At 40.3% G+C, this 19,617-nt stretch carries 20 protein-coding genes; 2 read left to right on the top strand and 18 right to left on the bottom strand.

Features of this window, described 5'->3' with window-relative positions:
• Positions 1-4 precede the first annotated feature (4 nt).
• The 18 genes from Aru01_RS00270 to Aru01_RS00185 all read right to left on the bottom strand — a co-directional run bounded on the left by Aru01_RS00270 (position 5) and on the right by Aru01_RS00185 (position 15,717).
• On the bottom strand, positions 5-1,126 hold the full coding sequence (locus tag Aru01_RS00270) for an enoyl-CoA hydratase/isomerase family protein (protein ID WP_016656083.1): 1,122 nt from the start codon (positions 1,124-1,126) through the stop codon (positions 5-7).
• Positions 1,123-1,842: a uracil-DNA glycosylase gene (gene ung, locus Aru01_RS00265; protein ID WP_016656082.1), complete on the bottom strand. Its 720-nt coding sequence runs from the start codon at positions 1,840-1,842 to the stop codon at positions 1,123-1,125. The genes Aru01_RS00270 and ung overlap by 4 nt, the downstream gene beginning before the upstream one ends.
• 58 nt (positions 1,843-1,900) lie before the next feature.
• Positions 1,901-2,497: a 6-pyruvoyl trahydropterin synthase family protein gene (locus tag Aru01_RS00260; RefSeq protein ID WP_016656081.1), complete on the bottom strand. Its 597-nt coding sequence runs from the start codon at positions 2,495-2,497 to the stop codon at positions 1,901-1,903.
• Between the two features lie 199 nt (positions 2,498-2,696).
• Entirely contained in the window at positions 2,697-3,644 is a 948-nt protein-coding gene (gene gspK, locus Aru01_RS00255; RefSeq protein WP_016656080.1) for a type II secretion system minor pseudopilin GspK, read from the bottom strand.
• A gap of 113 nt (positions 3,645-3,757) precedes the next feature.
• Complete coding sequence (gene gspJ / locus Aru01_RS00250; protein ID WP_016656079.1) at positions 3,758-4,369, bottom strand: type II secretion system minor pseudopilin GspJ; 612 nt, start codon at positions 4,367-4,369, stop codon at positions 3,758-3,760.
• Positions 4,366-4,758 (bottom strand): type II secretion system minor pseudopilin GspI, encoded by a 393-nt coding sequence (gene gspI, locus Aru01_RS00245; RefSeq protein ID WP_016656078.1) that lies wholly within the window; start codon positions 4,756-4,758, stop codon positions 4,366-4,368. Before gspI ends, gspJ begins: the two co-directional genes overlap by 4 nt.
• The gene (locus tag Aru01_RS00240; protein ID WP_016656077.1) at positions 4,745-5,308 is read right to left on the bottom strand and encodes a prepilin-type N-terminal cleavage/methylation domain-containing protein; all 564 of its coding nucleotides are present in this window, start codon (positions 5,306-5,308) and stop codon (positions 4,745-4,747) included. Before Aru01_RS00240 ends, gspI begins: the two co-directional genes overlap by 14 nt.
• A gap of 19 nt (positions 5,309-5,327) precedes the next feature.
• On the bottom strand, positions 5,328-5,942 hold the full coding sequence (locus Aru01_RS00235) for a TetR/AcrR family transcriptional regulator (protein WP_016656076.1): 615 nt from the start codon (positions 5,940-5,942) through the stop codon (positions 5,328-5,330).
• A 42-nt stretch (positions 5,943-5,984) separates the two neighbouring features.
• Positions 5,985-6,758 (bottom strand): TatD family hydrolase, encoded by a 774-nt coding sequence (locus Aru01_RS00230; RefSeq protein ID WP_016656075.1) that lies wholly within the window; start codon positions 6,756-6,758, stop codon positions 5,985-5,987.
• A 79-nt stretch (positions 6,759-6,837) separates the two neighbouring features.
• Complete coding sequence (locus Aru01_RS00225; protein ID WP_016656074.1) at positions 6,838-7,818, bottom strand: DNA polymerase III delta subunit-related protein; 981 nt, start codon at positions 7,816-7,818, stop codon at positions 6,838-6,840.
• 60 nt (positions 7,819-7,878) lie between these two features.
• The gene (gene kdsB / locus Aru01_RS00220; protein ID WP_016656073.1) at positions 7,879-8,634 is read right to left on the bottom strand and encodes a 3-deoxy-manno-octulosonate cytidylyltransferase; all 756 of its coding nucleotides are present in this window, start codon (positions 8,632-8,634) and stop codon (positions 7,879-7,881) included.
• A gap of 9 nt (positions 8,635-8,643) precedes the next feature.
• On the bottom strand, positions 8,644-9,654 hold the full coding sequence (gene lpxK / locus Aru01_RS00215; protein WP_016656072.1) for a tetraacyldisaccharide 4'-kinase: 1,011 nt from the start codon (positions 9,652-9,654) through the stop codon (positions 8,644-8,646).
• Positions 9,655-9,656: 2 nt separating this feature from the next.
• Positions 9,657-11,387 carry a lipid A export permease/ATP-binding protein MsbA gene (gene msbA, locus Aru01_RS00210; RefSeq protein WP_016656071.1) on the bottom strand — a complete coding sequence of 577 codons (1,731 nt, stop codon included), beginning with the start codon at positions 11,385-11,387 and terminating at the stop codon, positions 9,657-9,659.
• A gap of 207 nt (positions 11,388-11,594) precedes the next feature.
• Complete coding sequence (locus Aru01_RS00205) at positions 11,595-12,494, bottom strand: ParB/RepB/Spo0J family partition protein (protein ID WP_016656070.1); 900 nt, start codon at positions 12,492-12,494, stop codon at positions 11,595-11,597.
• Position 12,495: 1 nt separating this feature from the next.
• Positions 12,496-13,272, bottom strand: coding sequence for a ParA family protein (locus Aru01_RS00200; RefSeq protein ID WP_016656069.1), 777 nt, complete (start codon positions 13,270-13,272; stop codon positions 12,496-12,498).
• Positions 13,273-13,296: 24 nt separating this feature from the next.
• Complete coding sequence (gene rsmG / locus Aru01_RS00195; RefSeq protein ID WP_016656068.1) at positions 13,297-13,929, bottom strand: 16S rRNA (guanine(527)-N(7))-methyltransferase RsmG; 633 nt, start codon at positions 13,927-13,929, stop codon at positions 13,297-13,299.
• An 85-nt stretch (positions 13,930-14,014) separates the two neighbouring features.
• The gene (murU, locus tag Aru01_RS00190) at positions 14,015-14,704 is read right to left on the bottom strand and encodes an N-acetylmuramate alpha-1-phosphate uridylyltransferase MurU (protein ID WP_016656067.1); all 690 of its coding nucleotides are present in this window, start codon (positions 14,702-14,704) and stop codon (positions 14,015-14,017) included.
• The gene (locus tag Aru01_RS00185) at positions 14,701-15,717 is read right to left on the bottom strand and encodes an aminoglycoside phosphotransferase family protein (protein ID WP_016656066.1); all 1,017 of its coding nucleotides are present in this window, start codon (positions 15,715-15,717) and stop codon (positions 14,701-14,703) included. Before Aru01_RS00185 ends, murU begins: the two co-directional genes overlap by 4 nt.
• A gap of 118 nt (positions 15,718-15,835) precedes the next feature.
• Between Aru01_RS00185 and Aru01_RS00180 the strand changes: the two genes are divergently transcribed.
• Positions 15,836-18,280, top strand: coding sequence for an LPS-assembly protein LptD (locus tag Aru01_RS00180; RefSeq protein ID WP_016656065.1), 2,445 nt, complete (start codon positions 15,836-15,838; stop codon positions 18,278-18,280).
• Positions 18,280-19,599: a peptidylprolyl isomerase gene (locus Aru01_RS00175; RefSeq protein ID WP_016656064.1), complete on the top strand. Its 1,320-nt coding sequence runs from the start codon at positions 18,280-18,282 to the stop codon at positions 19,597-19,599. Before Aru01_RS00180 ends, Aru01_RS00175 begins: the two co-directional genes overlap by 1 nt.
• Positions 19,600-19,617: the final 18 nt, after the last annotated feature.

Raw genomic sequence — 19,617 nt, 5'->3', positions numbered from 1 at the left:
AAACTTAAATAACGTTATATTGTCTTAATAACTCATTCCAACTTTCAATATTGGTCACAGGTGGGTGCTCAGACAAAATGGCTGGCAGAGTCATCGCACTCACTTCTTGCCAAACTGGTGACAAGTCTTTATCGACTAGACGTGCACGTACACCTTCAACAAAATCGGGGTGAGTGATTTTCCAATCTGAAATTTGTGCTTCAAGATCAAAAACTTCTTGCCATGAATGCACTTGACGTCCCCACTGCCAGAGCAACCATGTAATTGCAGCAGTACTTGGTGAACCCTTTTCTAAGTTTTCACTCGCTTGGCGTAACCAGTCACTACGTGCATCACTTAAACCTAAAATTGTTTCGTAATCTTGTTCAAATTGCACGCCACGACAAACACTGTGAATGACATCTAGTGAGTTTTGTAGAGGGCCTGGTGGTACAGGACGATGCATGCCGTTTAAAGTATCATCTAGTGCACGAAAGTCGCCCGCTGGATAATGTTCCCAGTCAATGTCAATTAACTTTTGCAAAACAGTATCACGCTGAGTATCACAAATATGTGTTGCCCAACCAATGCCATATGCACCAGCAGCAGTCATAATTGAACCTGTTAAGCCAGTGAACAAACCAATTGGACCTCGATCTGCTAAAAAGCGACTTGCGCCAACATCTGGGTAAAGACCGATATTGACTTCAGGCATTGCCAAACGTGAATGTGGTGTCACCAAGCGAAATGGTGCGGCCATAAACAAACCTAGACCGCCGCCCATCACATACCCTTCACCCCAAACCACGATGGGTTTAGCATAGTTATGTAACAATAAGTCTAAAGCATATTCTTGCTCAAAAAAGCGATTAGCCGTCTCAACTTCATTATTAATGACCAATTGACGTAATTTACGTACGTCACCACCAGCACAAAATGCTTTAGGGGTTGTTGAGTCTAACCAAATTGCTTTTACACTATCGTCTGCATGAAAGTCTTCAAAGACATTAAATAGTGCAGTTACGATCGATTCATCTAAAGCATGTAGAGACTTCGGTCGATTTAAGCGAATAATACGCCAGCCATTTTGAGCTTCTTCAATAATTAAATCAGCGTGATAAGGCTTGGTATGAGGTTTGTTTGTCATGCGTCCAGCTGCCAGTTAATTGGCTCTATGCCATTTTGTTTTAAATAATGATTGGTTTTTGAGAAAACTTTACAACCAAAAAATCCACCTCTATTTGCAGCTAAAGGCGATGGATGTGCTGCCTTCAGTACCAAATGTTTGGTGGTATCTATACGTTTTCCCTTACGTTGAGCATAGGCACCCCACAATATAAATACGATATGCTCTCGTTGCTGATTTAATACATCAATAACCTGATCGGTAAATTCTTCCCAGCCTTGTTTTTGATGTGAGGTTGGCTGCCCAGCGGCTACAGTCAGCACACTATTGAGTAGCAACACCCCTTGCTCTGCCCATTGTGTCAAATCTCCTTGAGTCGCAACTGGCAGACCTAAGTCATTGTGCAATTCGTGGAATATATTACGCAATGAAGGCGGTAAAGCAACACCTCGTTGTACTGAAAAACTTAAACCATGTGCTTGATTTTCACCATGATAAGGATCTTGTCCCAAAATCACGACTTTTACTTGCTCAAGCGGAGTTGTATTCAGTGCATTAAAAATTAATGCATTGGGTGGATAAATAACTCTATCTTCAGTCTTTTCTTTCAGCAAGAAATTCCGCAAGCTTTCCATTTTCTGACTGAGCAGAAAATCAGTCAATGCAACTTTCCAGCTGGGATCCAAGCGAACCTGATCAAGTTTTGCTTGTTCCTGTTCAGTAAAGTTTACACTCATTGATCTTTTATCCTTAATTCCCTAATCAATATACTCAATTAAATCATAATCTCATGACTTAAAGTTTAACTTGTAATTCCACTTCTGGATTAATAAATTGCAGGCCATTTTGCAATTTTTGATACATATTCGAGTCAGTCCATTCAGCCATGACCTGATCTGAAAAATGGATCTGATCTAACGACAAAATACCCATTTGAATATTTTCGATGTCTTCAATAAAACTTTGTGCATAACCCGTATCAGTTTCATGCACAATCACCGAATATACTTCAACATCACCTTCCCCATTTTTTGTCACAGTAGCCTGTAATAGCTGTTGCACCAGAAAAAATAAAACTCTGGAGAGTTGCTCAGCTGAAGGTGATACAGGCAAGGCGATCCAACGTGCACTAAAAGTCTTACAGGCTTCGATATAGGTCATGTCGTCTTGTTGCCAAAAACAAATCGCATGATCAAAACTATCAATTAGCTCTTTAATCATGCCCTTGAGCAAACCGAAATCATAAACCATTTGACCATGATCAAGCTTGGATGCTTTCAGCAATAATTCAACTTTGTAACTATGCCCATGAATCGAATACTTACAACGATCCGATGTACAGTTACGTACAATATGTGCATTTTCAAATTTAAATAATTTGCGGATGAGCATGTGTCAAATATATCTTAAACACCAATAAAAATGATTATAGATCAAAATCATCATTAATTCGTATAAAATTTAAAAACCCTTGTCCATTCTACGAAAGTCCACAGTCATAAGTATATTTTTAACGCAAAAATATTATCACTGTTTGATTAAAAATCAAATTTATAGGCTACATATATTGTAGTGATCAAATAGCGCTCTGTTAAAATGGCACGAGATTACGGGCATAAACATAGACATGATCATTTTTACGATATAAAAAGCTATTCATTTGACGTTTACGCTCAGCAAGCTGCACTTCAATTTTTGCTTTAAAGTATGAAGATTTAACATCAAAAATATTGTTCGCCAGTGTCTTACTTTCTGGGGATAGCTGTGTAAATACATCTTGCTCAAGTAAATTAGCAACACTAGAAAAGTGCTCAAACTTGGCTTGTTTACTTTGCAAAGCTTGCTGCACTGAATTGACATCTAATTTTTCATCCAGACTCGCCAAAACCAGAGCAGGTGCAGTATTGATATTTATTTTAGTTTCTATTGCAGGAAGAGCGGCAATATAGGGTGCAATACGGTCATAGTTTTGTCCTTCAAAGCCACGCACCATTTTTAATTCTTCGATATCATTAAACATACGATTTGGTGGTGTATAGGCAAGACCTGCGCTTAAATAATATTGGCTTTCTGCCCCCATCGCACCACTGGTTAAATCATCAGCATCTTGCCAATCCAATACTGCCTGACTGAGCTGTGCTGGCAAGCCCACACGTACCAATAAGTTTTCAAACACTTTACGTGTATTCTCATTTGGCTCATTGGCATTTTTTAACAGACTATTTAAGTTAAATTTACCAGACAGATCCTCTAGCTGGGCTGAAATAATGCCATCATCAACAGGAAATGGAGGTAATGGTTGTGCCCAAGTCTCCTGTAAATAATCTGCCTTCGGGCTATTTTTTGCATCTTGTACTAGAAGTTCTGATAAAAAATATTCAGCACTTTTGTTATATTGCAGGGCTTGATTTTGTCGCATCATATAAGCGGTATTATCAGCTGTCAGATATTGACGCTTAACGATTGTTGCTGCAACGATCGTAGCTAGGGCAACCATAACTAAAATGGTAATTAAAGCAATTCCTCGCTGCTGCTTCATGACAAATACTCAATCGTGTCAATTTTCATGACTTAAACCCTTACTACTGTATACGCTGTTGTAACATACGTACACTGGCACTGTTCAGAAGCTTGCATGATTCATCCTTATTATTATGGCGTAGCAATAAAATCAGTATTGAGTAGATCAAAGATCCATTCATATTCAACATCATCAATACTAAATTTAATACTTAACCCTCGTGGTAAACGACGTAAAGCAAGCTGATCATTGGGATCAATCATATCTGGCCAATGATCTAAGGCTGTTGGATTCAATACATTGATCTGTAATTGATCCACTCGACTTAACAACACACTCGATACTGGCTGTTGATCACGTGCACTATGAATATAGGTATATTTTAGTCGATACAGTTTTTTATCTTGCGCGTTATACTGATATTCAATTCGTTCTGTCGGTGCTTTCTTTTGCTGCAATGGATCAATTACACCAGATTTACTAAAACTCAGATTTTGATTTTGCAACACCAACGCCGCTTGAGGCTTCTCAGTATTCCCCGCAACGACTGCTGCTATTTGCAAACTATCACGTTGAATTTGCTGATAAGCCTCTTGTAGTTGCGCTAGGTTTTCTTCATGTGTCGCATTACGCTCTTTGATTTTCACGATATGATCAAAGGTTTGCCAACCTAATGCAGACAAGATTGCAAAAATAGCAATTGCCACCAGCAACTCAACTAAAGTGAAACCGTTTTTTTTCATGGACTCTTGGCAATATCTGGATAATTAAAAAACACCACTGAAGTGATGCCCGATTCAACTTTCGCTAATTCTGGATTATATAAACTGATTTGTATGTCAATTCGTTGAACATTCGGGCTAATTGTCGCTTCAGCTTTTTTATCGACTTGCCAACTTAAACCCTGTGAATCAATTTGTTTAGTTTGAGTTCCAGTTAAACGTTCACGATTAATCTGCATTAATGCAATTTCATTTTGAGCTACAAACTGCGCCTTAGTTCTTAAGATCGCATTTGCAGTGGCTTGCGTATATTGCATAGCAATCTTAGTTAAAGCCATAGCAGAAACAGCAAAAATAGCCAAAGCCACTACGACTTCAATTAGGGTAAAGCCCCTATTAGGACGCTGCATCAACTTTTCCCAAATAATCAATTTGAATTGGAGCGCCTATTGCCTGATTGGCATAGTACATTTGAATATGGACAGGTTTCGCCTCACCATTACCAAACCAAATAATTTGTGGAGCGCGTTCACCGAGTAGATCAGTGTTATTTGCTTGAGCGTAGTCTTGCTCTTGATTTTCAACTCGAAATGAGACTTTAGCGGGTAACTCACGTACTGGAAATTGTTTTAATTCTCGCCATGGATCTTGCTGAGTTAAACTCATCGAAGGTGTCTGTAAGGGAGGCTGCGGTTTATAATATTCGATCACATGATACTGAAATGCATGTACATCTGTTTCACGATCGATACGTAAGGCATATACCCGTGCCTGATCATTTGCTTCACGGTTAATTTTTTTCAGATCTAAAATTAACAACTCGCGCTGTTGCATTGCTTTACGCATATCCATGCCATCGATATTGAGCATCACTAATGACATTAAAATCCCCATAATCACAATGACCACCATCACTTCAACAAGAGTAAAACCTGAGTATCGTTTGCCTAGGTGGTTCATGTGTGATCTGCGTAAAGGCCTATGTCATCGCATCTGCAAGACAAGATTGTTTGGGTAAATTTAGTGCTTGTTCGATCAAAGCAACTCTTAAACTATCTCGTTCACCTAAATAGCGCTGGTAGAAACTTGAATTAAGAATTGCTGCGCCACCATGAGTGATTGACCAAATCGCAGCTAAATAATCACGTACTGACATGCTACTTTGAATCGACTCTAAGTACTGCTCTGTCAGACGAATGATCAAACGTAAACGTTGTTTACGGATTTGATAGAGTTGATAAAACAGATCGTGTAAACCTTGTGCTGTAGTCGACAACCGCTCCTCAATTTGATGGAACATCACGATCTGATCAGGATGATGTAAATGATGCAACATAAAGAATGCCAACTGCTCAGCAAACAGTGTCTCTGAATTTTTAAGCATCTCAAGCAACATCTGCTCATTACGAATGATCAATAGCAGATATAGCTCGTCTTTACTTTGAAAGTGTTTATACAATGTACCTTTTGCCAGATCCAATTCAGCCGCTAGTGCATCCAAAGTCATGCCCAGCTCACCGTTCTCTAGCAGCAAACGCTCTGCCACCTCAAAAATCAAAGTTTCTCTTGCTCTAAACTGAGCTTGACGATCCATCTTCACGCGCTCAAATACCTCTTCGATCAAACCACAATCGATTTATTTAAGATCTAATAAGTTGTTAAAATTTTGCGTAGTAATTCGCCCAATTTCCTCAAGGCTTATATCATAAACATCACTCAATGCTTTTGCCACATAAGGAACATATTTAGGCTCATTATTTTTACCACGATATGGCATAGGTGCCAGATATGGGCTATCTGTTTCAATTAAAAGGCGATCTAGAGGTACTTGCTTTGCAACATCTCGAAGGTCTTGTGCATTTTTAAAAGATACAATGCCTGAAAAAGAAATATAATAACCACAGTCCAGCACCGCTTTAGCAGTTTCCCAATCTTCAGTAAAACAATGCAAAATACCATGCGTAGATTTTTCTGCACGTATGATATCTATAGTGTCTTGCTTGGCTGCTCGAGTATGTACAACAACAGGTTTTTTTAACTGCTGTGAGGCATGAATATGACGGGCAAAACAGCGCTTTTGTTCCTCAACAAAATCACAGCTATGATAATAATCTAAACCAGTCTCACCGATTGCCCAGACTTTCTCAGCTTGCCCCAACTCAACCAGACGCTCTACAGTGGCCATTTTCATCATTGCATCGTCTTCGCAAGGATGTACCCCAACACTATAGCCGACATCTGCATGACGGGCAGCAATTTCAGCTAGGGCAATATGATCATCTAGGCTGACTGAAATCCCCATAAAACCAGAAACACCATTTTCACGTGCTGCGGCTAAAGCTGCATCTACGCTACCTTCATAGGGTTCAAGGTTTAACATAGTTAAGTGACAATGCGTATCAAAAAACACAAAACTTCCTTTCTTTAACTTTCATTTAAAAACACAACAACATCAGCACTTAATGAGCAATAGCTATCATGCAGGTTTGTTATGAAACATTCATTAAAGTCACAAATAATTCATCAATAATTAAATTACTTTGCACATTTTGCTGTAATAGCAGTTTGGCCTGAATAAGTTGATCATACAAGGTAAATAAATTTTCTAAACTGTATTGTTCTGCCAATACGCTCAGATCAATATCGCTATTTTTTACCCATTGCTGCATTTTCAAGGCCAGTATATCGGCTAATAGATACTCAAACATTTGCAGAAAATCAACTGTATTCAGTTCTTTATTCCACTTTGTAGCCAAAAGCATGGGCATATTTTTATTGACCACCAGTTTTTGCCAATCTTGAACAAATGACTGGCGCTGAACAAACCAAGCACTATTGAGTAATTCAACTGCTTTAAGTGGCATTTGATTGGACAAGCCTAAAAGCAAATCAACATGCTGTTGTTGCTCTGTAGATATTTGAGTCAACAAATACTCATGAGCAATCTTGCTATCGATACGATCCAAAGCAAAATGTTGCATACGACTACGAATCGTTGCTGGTAACTTTAAAAAGTGCTCAGCCATGAGAATAATCATGACTCGCTCACCGGGTTCTTCCAATGTCTTTAATAAAGCATTTGAAGATGCAATATTCAACGCTTCTGCAGGATCAATCACGATCACCCGCCAACCATCTACTGTTTGTTGTACAAATGGTAGAAGTTCACGAATTTTCTCTATCTTGATCTTGGCATTGTGCTTTTTATTGTCTTCGTCTGTCGACACATAGACATAGTTTGGGTGGGTATCTGATTTTAACCACACACAGCTGCTGCATTGACCACAAGCAGACTGGGCTTGCTTATTGTTGCACAACACCCAAGCAACAAAGGCCTCAACAAAAGCATGCTTACCACAGCCAGACTTGCCATAAAATAACAACCCATGTCCAATATTTGGAAAACGCTCTGTCAGCGTTGCCCATAATGTCTGTTGCCATGGGTAAATGACACGTGCCGGATTGTCCATACAAATACTACTCACAATAGCATGCTCGTAGAGATAAACTGCTCAATGAAAAAATGTGCATTATTCAAACATACTCAACGGCATCTGATTAAGACGTTCCAGATCTTCTGCTGTGTCCACACCTGGTGGCAATTGAGCTTCCGCAACCGCAATGGCAATACGATGCCCATTTTCTAAGACACGCAATTGCTCTAGGTTTTCCAGTTGCTCCAGAGTACCGCGCTGCCAAGTTACATACTGTTGTAGCAGGCCAACACGATATGCATACAGACCAAGGTGTCGATATGCATGCTGTGGCACACTTGCATCAATAGCAGCATCACGTTCATGAGGGATGCTAGCACGACTAAAATACAAGGCTTGATTGTGCTGAGTCATCACGACCTTCACAATACTTGGACGCAAAAACTCATCCATTGCAACGATTGGCTCGCACAGTGTAGACATGCTGCAATCCGATTTTTCTTCTAACAGTGCTGCAACCTGACACACTAAATCTGCAGGCAATAACGGCTCATCACCTTGCACATTAACGATAATATCATCTGCATGCCAGCCTTTAATTTTTGCCACCTCACTCAAACGATCTGTACCAGAAGGATGATCAGCACTAGTCATCACCACATCAACACCTTCGGCTAAACACAGCTGTGCAATACGCTCATCGTCTGTTGCCACACACAGATCGTCAAAACCCGCAACTTTTTTTGCCTGATCGACTACACGTAAAATCATGGCACGACCATGAATCTCTAACAGTGGCTTGCCTGGTAGACGTGAGCTGGCATAGCGCGCAGGAATAACAATATGTTTCATAGTAAAACCTTAGACGAGAGTGATATTCAATGCAGCAAGTTGCTGCGCTAAATGTTGATAACATGCGTCAGAGAGCACTGCATCGACAGGCACCACCCAAATTTGACGCTGATAATCTGGATATTGTTTGAGTAATGGCAGTAGCTTCACTGCGTCTTTTTCAGTGGTAATAATCGGGCTTTGATCATCGAAGTGAATGTCTTCAATGTCATATTCATGATGGTCTTTAAACTCAAAACAATGAAAACGAGTAACACCAATCGAGCTTAAGGTATTGTAAAAACGCTGCGGATAACCAATACCTACCACAACATTATAATATTCATTGGATTGAAAACTTTCTTGCTGGCCTTCAATCGGATTGAGTAAATAAGGCTGTGCAACTTGTAAATGCATATTTAATTCAGAACTCGGCTGCATCGCATGTTCAATTACCGTACCTTCTTGCAAGCGTGACACAGGTTCACGAAGATAACCTTCTGGTAATAACTTTGCATTTCCCAAACCGCGTTGTTGATCAAGTACGATCCATTCAATTTGCCGCTCTAACGCCCAGTGTTGCAAGCCATCATCACAAATAATCAAATCAAATTGATCTTCAGCTAATAACATTTCAATACTGGCTTGACGATTAGGGCCAACGGCCATCGCAACAGCTGTTGACTGTACGATGAGACATGGCTCATCTCCAACATCATCTGGATGGGAGTCTAAAGTAACACGTGCTGGAAAAGGCCCTTTCCCGCCATAACCACGACTGATAACAGCAACTTTGACTTGATGATGCTGTAAGTGTTTCACCAATTGAATCAGCAAAGGCGTTTTACCACTCCCACCAACTGTAATATTGCCGATCACCATCACAGGAACAGGTGCACGATAGCTTTTTTTCAACTGCCAACGGTAACACTGCTTATTGAGTAAAAAACCAAAGCGATATAAACATGACAACGGACGCAACAACTTTAACCATCCAGCCTGTCTATTCCAAGCATCCTGTAGTTGCTGCGCCAATGACATAATTAGTCCTCGAAATTACGTTGATGCAATTGATAATAAGCACCATGTTTTGCTAAAAGTTGTTGATGCGTACCCTGCTCCAAAATCTGTCCTTGGTCCATCACCACAATTAAATCTGCATTTTCAATTGTAGATAGACGGTGTGCGATCACAATCGTGGTTCTACTTTGATCAAGCATGGCATCATCAAAAGCTTTTTGGATAAAGTGTTCAGACTCATTGTCTAATGCACTGGTGGCTTCATCCAAAATCATAATCGGTGCATTTTTCAGAATTGCACGAGCAATTGCGATACGCTGACGCTGACCACCTGACAATGATAAACCTTGTGTACCCAATTGAGTATCATAACCTTCTGGAAGATTCATAATAAAGTCATGTGCATAAGCTGCTTTCGCTGCGGCAATAATCGCTTCATCTGAAGCACCTTCAAGCTGCCCATAAGCAATATTGTCACGCACACTGCGGTCAAACAAAACGACCTGTTGATTGACCATAGCCACTTGTGATCTTAGGCAGGCCATTTCAATCTCACGGATCGGAACTTGATCTAAATAAATCTCGCCACTGCTCGGCTCTTGAAAGCGCACCAGCATATTGACCAGTGAGGTCTTACCTGCACCAGACCTTCCGACCAAAGCAACTGTCTGTCCAGCCTGTATATCTAAGCTAAAGTTACTAATTGCTTGCACTTTATTTTGATAGTTTAGACCGACAGCATCAAAACGGATTTGCCCTTTTAACTGAGGCTTTTGTGTGCCGCTATTGTTTTCTTCAGGCATATCAAGCAATTCAAAAACAGAATGTGCTGCTGCCATCCCGCGTTGTAACTTTTCATTTACATCAGTCAAGTTTTTAATTGGCTTACCCAATAAACCAGCTGCTGTAATATAAGCCACAAACTCACCTGCAGAAGTATCCCCAAAAATTTGCGGACGCAGTGCAACCCAAACAATTAAACTCATTGCCATTGAAATAATCAACTGCACCAATGGACTATTGAGGTTTTGTACAACGACCATTTTCAGGCTGCGCTTCAGGTTTTCCTCAGAAGAGGCGTAAAAGCGTTTTTGTTCGCTATTTTCACCAATAAAGCTTTTTACCACAGATTGACCATTGATACTTTCTTGCACAACATGGTTTACATCACCCATTGTATCTTGTACTTGAATGGATAATTTACGCATTCGTTTGGATGCTTTACGCACCAATAACCCAATGAGTGGCAAGAAAATAAAGATCAACAAGGTCAAACGCCAGTTGCTATAAAACAAATAACCCAATAGACCCAGTGTAATCAAACCATCTTTAACGATGGTTTTTAAGGATTCAGATGATGCAGCTGTGACTTGCTCGACGTTATACATCAGCTTAGCTGAGATATGACCTGCTGAGTTATCCAAATAGTACTGTGCTGGCATACGGAGCAGTTTAGAATACACCTCTTGACGCATACTAAAAACTAAACGTCGAGAAATTACTGCTGTGTAGTAACCCCCCATAAATAGCCCGAGCCCACGAAAAAACATCAACACCACGATCAATACAGGAAACCAATCCAAGTTAGCTTGGCTACCTTGTTGAATTGCATCGATAATATATTTGATGAGTTTTGCAACCGAAACTTCAGTAGCGGCATTTAGACTAAAACCAATGAGGACGAGTATAGCTACTCCCCAATAAGGTTTTAAATAGGCAAGAAGGCGAAAGTAAACTTTAACATCTTGATTCACAGGTGAATAACCTCAGGGTAGAGCTGAAAGTATAATTGTTGCTCATTTGCTCGCTCTTCAGCAGCTAAGCAAGTTTCGCAGATGCGGCTAAAAGATAACATATTAGCGTAAGTCTACAATATTATTGTGTTATCAATTCAATGCTTGTGAGTACATCAACTGCAACTCACAAGCAATTTTGGCAAAGTGATCTAATACGCGAAAATGTTATTCGCCACTAGACTCAGCTAAACAAATATTTAAAATGCCATCCAACTCATCTAAAGAATGATAATGGATCACTAATTTGCCTTTGCCCTGTTTGTTATGATCGATTTTAACATTAGCGCTAAAACGTTCAGACAATTGTTTGGTTAAACTCTCCAAATCAGCTGAAGCTTTAGTTTTTTGCTGCGCACTTTTTGGCACATTCCATTCACGAACCAATTGCTCAGTTTGACGCACAGACAAACCTTTCTCGACCACAATATGTGCAATCTTAATTTGATCTTGCGACTTAATCGTTAAAATAGCGCGTGCATGACCCATATCAATTTGGCCTTCTTGCATGAGCATTTTAACTTCTTCAGTCAAACTCAATAAACGCAACAAATTACTGATCGTTGTTCTAGCCTTACCCACCGTATCGGCAATTTCTTGATGACTTAAGCCAAACTCTTCATGGAAACGCTGTAACGCTAAAGCTTGATCAATTGGGTTTAAGTCTTGACGCTGAATATTTTCAATCAACGCCAATGCGATCGCAACCTGATCAGTCAAATCACGGACGATTGCTGGAACTTCAGTTAAGCCAGCAAGCTGGGCAGCACGCCAACGACGCTCACCTGCAATAATTTCATAAGGGCGCTCTACATCATCGACTGGACGAATCACAATCGGCTGCATAACTCCATGTTTTCTAATCGATGCTGCAAGTTCTTGTAGATCTTGCTCATGGATAAAGCGACGTGGTTGGTATGTGCCACGTTTTAATTGATCGACAGCAATTTGCTGTAGCTGGCCTTGATCTAAGCCTTTAACATCAAGCTGTAATTTTTCTTTTTGGATTGAACCTAATAAGGCATCTAAACCACGACCTTTCGCTAATCCTCGTTTTTTAATGGTCATGTTATTTCCCTTTTGCTTTCTTTGCTTTTTTTAAGAGTTCGGCAGCCAAGTGCAAATATGCAATTGCGCCCTTTGAGCTCTTTTCAAAATAAATAATTGGTAAACCATGTGCTGGTGCTTCAGCTAGACGTACATTTCGGGGAACGACAGTCTCATACAACTTAGGACCAAAATACTGTTCAAGTTCTGCTGATACATCTCGTGTTAAGGCATTACGTGCGTCATACATCGTACGTACCACACCAACAATCTCAAGATCAGGATTCAATGCTTGCTGGATCTTATCAATGGTTTGGGTTAAGTCTGCCAAACCTTCAAGTGCATAATATTCACACTGCATCGGTATAATCACACCTTTGACTGCTGCCAAAGCATTAACGGTGATTAAGCTTAAGCTCGGAGCACAATCAACGATAATATAATCAAAATTTGCTGCAACTTCTTCAAGCGCATTGCGTAAAATATATTCACGACCATCTTGATCCGCAATCGCCAACTCAACGCCCGCCAAATCTCGGTTTGAGCCTAAAACTTTATAACCGACTTCTGATTGATAAATAGCAGTACTAATCGGTACTTCACCTAGCAACACATCCGTTATTGAGTAAAGCAAATCATTTTTTTGTACGCCTGACCCCATGGTGGCATTACCTTGAGGGTCCATATCAATCAGCAACACTCTTTTTTTCAATACCGCCAAAGAAGCCGCCAAGTTGACAGCCGTAGTGGTTTTACCTACGCCACCTTTTTGGTTGGCGATCGCAATAATTTCAGCCATGGTAATCCCGATCCTAATAAATAATTAAATATGTTTTAATACAAGTAAATGTCTTTGTTCATCTAATCGCGGAACACTGAGTTCAATGGTCTGACATTGCCACTGCTCCGACAACTGTTCAATTTCATCGTTAGGTACCAAGCCCTTCATTGCTGCAATTTTACTTTCTGCATGCATATAAGGTGTAGCTGCGGTAACGAAATCAGTAAGAGAAGCAAAAGCACGACTGGTGATGACATCGAACTTGCCTAAGTTATTTATACTTTCTTGATTTTCAACTCGGGTTTGCACAGCGATCACATTTTGCAATTTTTGATCTGCAATAAATTGTTTTAAGAAACGAATTTTTTTGCCATTTGAATCGAGTAACACACATTCACGTTCAGGTTGAGTGAGTGCAATAATCATTCCAGGCATACCACCACCTGTCCCGATATCTAACAAACGACCTTCTGGAAGATCCTTTAAAATACTCAAACTATCCAACAGATGTTTTACCAACATCTCTTCTGGTTCACGAATTGCTGTCAAGTTATACGCTTTGTTCCACAGTAACAAAGCGTCCTGATAACGCAATAAAGCATGCAACGCATCATCACTGAGCGCGATCCCCAAACGCTGGCTATCGCGCTTGAGTACTGAAAAATAAGAATGCATAAGCCGAGCTAAGTCTATAAATTTAGGTAAGAGTATACCGATTTATAGCGCGTGGAACACCTAGCAACGACGAGTTAATATGCATTTAAGCAAGCTCACCTGCATAAATCTGACGATCTAGCTCTGCTAAACGCTCTGGTGTGCCCACATCAACCCAAATTCCTTGCAATTTTTCAGCACTTATTTGCTCGGCAAGCATCGCTTGCTTAAACAAAGGCAGCATTGCACGCTTACCAGCCTCAAGTCCAGCAAACATTTTAGGTGAATAAACAGCCACACCACTATAGGTTAAGTGCTCACCTAACTTATTTTGTTCAAATAAGTAACTTTTCCCCTGAGACAAACAGAAGTCACCTTGGGGATGTTGAGCGGGATTGGTCACTAAAACCAGATGTGCCAAATGCTCAGCAAGTTGCACCTCTCGTAAAGGTGCGAAATCCATCGTGGTCCAAACATCACCATTGACTAAAATAAAGGGCTCATCACCCAAAAGCGGCAATGCGTTAATGATACCACCAGCAGTTTCTAAGCCTTCGCCTTCATGTGACCAGTGAATTTTGACACCAAAACGTTCACCATCACCTAAAGCCTCAACCAGTTTATCTGCAAGCCAAGCCGTGTTAATGACAATCTCACGAATACCAATCGCTTGCAGCTTTTCAATATGCCAGACAATTAAAGGTTTCCCACCCACTTCAAGTAGCGGTTTGGGTGTATGCAAAGTCAATGGTCGCATACGATTACCCAAACCTGCTGCCAATATCATTGCTTTCATGCAGCTACCGCCTCAAAGTGTCCATATTTTTTAGTAAAAGCTGGCATTAAACGTTGCTCGACAAAGTCTAGCAATGCTTGCAACTCAGCATATGGTTGTGCTTCTGTTCTGAGATACCACATCACTCGCGGCAAGTCTTTTAAATAGCCTGACTTACCATCACGTTCAAATAAACGCACAAAAATACCTAAGATTTTAATATGACGTTGAATCGCCATTAAATCAGCATCACGTTTAAATTGTTCGAAACTACGTTGCTGCTTTGCTGTAGCGGGTAAAAGATCATAAAAAGCTTGGAACCAAGCTGTCACTCTTTCTACTGGCCACTGCACATAAGCGTCACGAGTCAAAGAGATTAAATCATAGGTATCAGCACCAATGACTGCATCCTGAAAATCAATCACCCCAAGTACGTCTTCATTGGCAATTTTCATTAAATTACGGCTATGGAAATCACGATGCACAATCACCTGGGGTTGCGCTAAAGCTGCTTGAGCTAAAAAAGCAAAGCTGTCTTGAATCATTCCTGCTTCTTCTGTCGTGGTCTCTACATTTAATGCAGGCAACATCCAATCGACCAATAGCTGCATTTCACTCATCAACTTTTCATATGAATAAGCGGGTAACACCTCTTGGGCTGGGATGGATTGTAATTGCACTAATTGCTTAAAACACTGCTGATAGTAAGCATCAACGGTATGCTGATCAATCAGCGTTGACAACAACACATCACCAAAATCTTCGAGCAATAAAAAGCCTTGCTCTAAATCTTTGGCATGAATATGTGGAACTCTTACACCATTTTGATCAAAAAACTCATCTATATTCACAAAAGGATGACAATCCTCTTTCTCAGGAGGTGCATCCATCAACATAAATACCTTATTATTGCTATTTATGCGTGCGTAACGACGAAAGCTCGCGTCACCAGCTAAAAATTGTATATCAAACTGTTCTGTTTTCAGTACAGTAGCGACCCATTGTTGGATTAATTGTTCACGTTGTGTATTCATTTGCGGCAAAATCTGATTTGACTAAATTTTTAAAGCACTAAGTGTAGCTAGTTATCAAGTTTTTCTCTATGATGCCACAATAATTAATTGCGAATTGCACACTTAATTAAGGAAGCAAATGAAGCGACAGTTTAAATTTAACCCTTTAGCAACTGCTATTTTGACCCTACTCTGTGGCCATTCAGTTTCCAGCTATGCCGATTCTCCTTCGTCTGGTTCATCAGATACCAGCAATGAGCAATTGAATGCTGCATTGCAAGAACAATATCCTGGTCAGCAGTTTTTTCAACAATATTATGTCGATAAAGACACGCTTGAAGCTGGGCAAGGACAAGATCCTATCGCTAGTCGTTGGTGTCAAGGTGTCTGGGCGACACCTTTTCCAACAACGACCAAAGCACCTGATGCCAAAGATTCGACGTCAGTCATTACTGCGGATCATGCTTATTACAATCCCAAGGGTGATTCGGTACTGAGCGGAAACGTTGAAATTGATCAGGAAGGTCGATTGATTCGTGCCAATGAAATGGTGATTGATCAAACTCAAACTTTTGCTAAAGCAAAGGGAAATGTTCAAATTGCTCAGGGCGGACTCATTACCCAAAGCAGTCAAATTGACTACAACTTAAAAGAACAAACTGGCGAATTGAATAAAAGCTTCTATATTTCAGAAGCTACGCATGCCCATGGTAGTGCTGAAAAAATTAAACGCACCTCTCCAAGTACAGTAGTATTTGAAGATGCAAGCTATTCAACATGCCCACCAGAACAAAAACCAACTTGGAAAATTCAAGCGAAAAGCATTGAACTCAATCAAGAAACTGGTCGTGGTACTACGCGTAATACCAAGTTTTATGTTAAAGATACACCTATTTTAGCAATACCTTATTTTAACTTTCCGATTGATGATCGACGTACGACAGGTCTACTCACGCCAACTTTTGGTTTTACCAACCATGGTGGCTTTCAGTTAAGTACTCCAGTCTACCTGAACCTTGCGCCTAATTACGATCTCACCTTTAGACCAGAAATCTATAGTAATCGTGGACTCATGTTAAATGGTGAGTTTCGCTATATGACTGAGAATTTTGGTGCGGGTAAAGTTTGGGGGGGTTACTTACCTGGTGATCGTGACTATAACAAAGAAGACCGTAAGGACTTACACTTAAATCACTTCTGGAAAATCAACCCACAGTGGTCCAGCAGTATCGATTATAACTATGTCTCAGATAAAGACTTCTTTACTGACCTCAATGACAACCCTAACTCTAAAACTGACTTAAACCAGCGTAGAGCATGGGAACTCAATTACGCCAATGGTTTTCCTGGCCTAAGTGCAAAACTTCGTGTTGAAAATTTCCAAACCTTGGATAAAAACATCCCTATGGTTGATCGACCATATGCCCGACTACCACAATTATTTGTGAATTATGTTGGTGGAAATCCAGTTGGTTTTGAATATGAGTACAACAACGACACAGCTTACTTTAAGAAAAATATCGATACGTCAGAACCATTGTCACAACCAAGTGGTGTACGTTTCTATAACCAATTTGCTACACGCTACAACTTTAGAAATCCGTGGGGTTTCATTGTTCCAGAGGCATCTGTGCGTTCCATTCATACTTCGTATGATCAGGACACCAGAGATAATGGAAACTATTCAAACACCAAGAACAATTCAGTCGTTGTGCCACAGTTTACTTTAGATACAGGATTAACCTTTGAGCGTGAAGGTAAGTTCTTACAAACGATTAGTCCCCGTGTATTTTACGCATATTCACCTTATAAAAATCAGGACACTAATCCAAACTTCGACTCAACCACTGCGTCAATTAACTATGACCAGCTGTTTAACCCAACCCGTTTTTATGGGCATGACCGACTCGATGACAACAATTTCACCTCTGTTGGTATTAGCTATAGTTTAGTTGACCCTGCAGGTTTAGAACGCCTGCGTGCTGGTGTGGGACAAAGCTTTTTCTTTGATGACCGCCGTGTCATCCTTACAAAAGACAGAGACAATGCTGAGATCAACACGGCTAGACGTACTGGTCCAATTGTCAGTCTCTCCAGTCAATTATCAAAAAATGTGACTGTTGCTGCCAACTCTGCTTGGATGTCTGATGGCAATAATGCACAACATGATTTACAGTTCTACTTTACAGGCAATCAAGGTAACCTTTATAACTTTGGTTATTTTTACCGTGACTATCTACCTGATCGTCAAGCTGCATACAATCAAGTTGTTGCATCATTTGTACAACCAGTTAAAGGCAACTGGCGTATTATGGGCCATGCGCAATATGACATCGACAATCACGTTGCACGTGAATATCTGCTCGGTGTAAATTATGAGTCTTGTTGCTGGGGTATCTCAGTTTATGGTCGTTCTTATTTTAACGACCTTGATGACGTTACATTACCTGATGCAAAACCAAAACGCGCGATCATGGCTGAACTCACGTTTAAAGGTTTAGGTGGTGTCAATAACAAATTGAGTTCATTACTAAACAGTCGTGTACTCGGCTATGACAAAGTTAATCAATCTTGGACACATTAATGAAGACAAACAATTTAAAAAAGCTTTTTCAAGCCACAGTTCTTAGCCTCGCCATGACGTCTTCTGTGCCTGTGTTTGCTGAATATAACGATCAAGTCGTTGCTGTAGTTGGAAATAGTGCTATTTTACAAAGTGACTTAGAACAAAGTGTTGCTGAAGCATTACACCAATTGAATGCACAAAAGAAAGAAATTCCACCAGAAAATGTATTACGTACTCAATTGCTCAATCAACTGATTTTACAAAATGCACAGCTTGAGCAAGTAAAGCGTTACGGTTTAAAACTCGATGAAAAAGCTCTCAATGATGCAGTAATGTCAGTTGCACAGAAATCAGGGGCAAATAGTTTAGAAGCTTTCCAACAAAAGCTCGATGGTATTGCACCAGGAGCGTATGAATTATTGCGTAGTCGTATTGCAAATGACCTTTTGATCCAACGTTTACGTCAACAACAAGTGATGTCTCGTATTAAAATCAGTGATCAAGATGTAGAGAATTTTCTCAAATCACCTGAAGGTCAAGCTGCTGTAGGTAGCCAAGCACATGTACTACATGTACGTGTTTCGGGTGGACAAAATGCCGCTGAGTTACAAAAAGTTGCTCAACAAGTCAAAACTGAACTCAATCAAACCAGTGATCTGAAACTGATTGAGAAAAAATATTCAACAGGCTCAATCCAAGTACAAGGTGCAGATATGGGCTATAGAGCACTCTCGGGTATTCCAGGAGAACTTGCTGCTCGCGTGAGTGTACTTAATCCTGGTCAAACCAGTGAGTTAATTACAGTTCAAGATGGCGTACATGTACTTAAATTGATTGATCGTAAGAGCGATGAGCAAAAAGCACTCGTTCCACAGTATAAAACACGTCATATTCTGATTAAGACATCTGAAATTGTCAGTGCCGATAATGCGAAACAGATGATCGATAGCATTTATAAACGCCTACAAGCAGGTGAAGACTTCTCTACCCTTGCTGCAACCTACTCTAATGACCCAGGTTCGGCTCAAGATGGTGGTAACCTAGGTTGGGTTAGCCCAGGAATGATGGTGCCTGAATTTGATCAACACATGCAAAATATCGCTGTCAATCAAATCACTGAACCCTTCCAAACTCAATTTGGTTGGCATGTACTACAAGTGACTGATACACGCCAGCAAGACATGACACATGAATACCAACAACGTATGGCACGACAGATCCTAGGTGAACGTCAATTCGATACAGAAGTTGATGCTTGGTTACGCGAGCTACGTAGTAATACTTATGTTGAAATCAAAGATCCAAACTTAGATCCTCGCAAAGCGAATAAATCTTAATCCACTCTAATTAGCTCA

The sequence above is a fragment of the Acinetobacter rudis genome (genome assembly GCF_000829675.1).
Classification (GTDB): domain Bacteria; phylum Pseudomonadota; class Gammaproteobacteria; order Pseudomonadales; family Moraxellaceae; genus Acinetobacter; species Acinetobacter rudis.
The sequence above is the reverse complement of the archived record's forward strand: the minus strand, read 5'-3'. Positions and strand labels throughout refer to the sequence as shown.